Genomic DNA, 1,011 nt, shown 5'->3' with positions numbered 1-1,011 from the left:
CTTTTTGTAATGTTAGGGGCTTTGCCATTAACTCCTAATGGTAAGGTAGACCGTAAAAAGTTGCCCAATCCAAATATTAATAATAGAGCTAATACTGAGTATGTAGTACCTAAAACTGAAATAGAACAACATATTGCTCGAGTTTGGCAAGATGTACTTCAGATAGAAAAAGTGGGAATTTATGATAATTTCTTTGAAGTAGGAGGCAATTCATTACTATTAGTTCAAGTAAGTAGTAAATTACAAGAACTATTTAAGATGGAGCTACAAGTAGTAGAACTTTTAAAATATCCAAATATTTATTATTTAAGTCAGTATCTAAAATCGGAAACTCCCGAAACAAAAAATCTAACTGAAGTAAGGGAAGTCCGCGATTCTAACTTGAAAGAAGGTAAAAAAAATATGCAGCAGAGGCTAGAACGCAGGCAAAGGCATCGTTCAAAAAATAAAATTAATTAGAGAATAATTAATTTTATTTTTTTCAAGTATTTTTTAACTTATAATAGTAAATAAAAATTAGGAAATTGAAAAAATGGAAAGACAAGATGAACAAGATTTGACAGATAATTTAGGGATAGCAATTGTAGCAATTGGTGGTCGTTTTCCACAAGCTGAAGACACCAATCAATTTTGGCATAATCTTAAAGATGGTGTTGAATCTATATCTTTTTTTTCAGATCAAGAATTGCTAGAGTCCGGTGTTAAAACTGAACTACTGAATAATCCTAACTATGTTAAAGCTCGTGCATTTCTTTCGGACGTTGATATGTTTGATGCTAATTTCTTTAGCTATAGTCCCAAAGAAGCTGAAGAAATAGACCCGCAACAACGTTTGTTCCTTGAATGTGCTTGGGAAACAATAGAGAGAGGTGGTTATAATCCAGATACCTATGAGGGTTTAATAGGAGTTTATGCTGGGGTGGGCATGAATGATTATTTACTGAAAAACCTTTATCCTAATGCTGACATATCAAGCACAGTTAATAATTATCACCTGATGCTAGCTAGCGA

The 1,011-nt window shown here is 32.6% G+C and carries 2 protein-coding genes; both read left to right on the top strand.

The window, feature by feature from the left end; genetic code table 11:
- A partial coding sequence (locus F6K53_RS45480; protein ID WP_293087820.1) for a phosphopantetheine-binding protein occupies window positions 1-459 on the top strand: 459 nt, incomplete at its 5' end.
- A 73-nt stretch (window positions 460-532) separates the two neighbouring features.
- A partial coding sequence (locus F6K53_RS45475; RefSeq protein WP_293087818.1) for a beta-ketoacyl synthase N-terminal-like domain-containing protein occupies window positions 533-1,011 on the top strand: 479 nt, incomplete at its 3' end.

It is taken from the genome of Moorena sp. SIO4A1 (genome assembly GCF_010672065.1).
Classification (GTDB): Bacteria; Cyanobacteriota; Cyanobacteriia; order Cyanobacteriales; family Coleofasciculaceae; genus Moorena.
The sequence above is the reverse complement of the archived record's forward strand: the minus strand, read 5'-3'. Positions and strand labels throughout refer to the sequence as shown.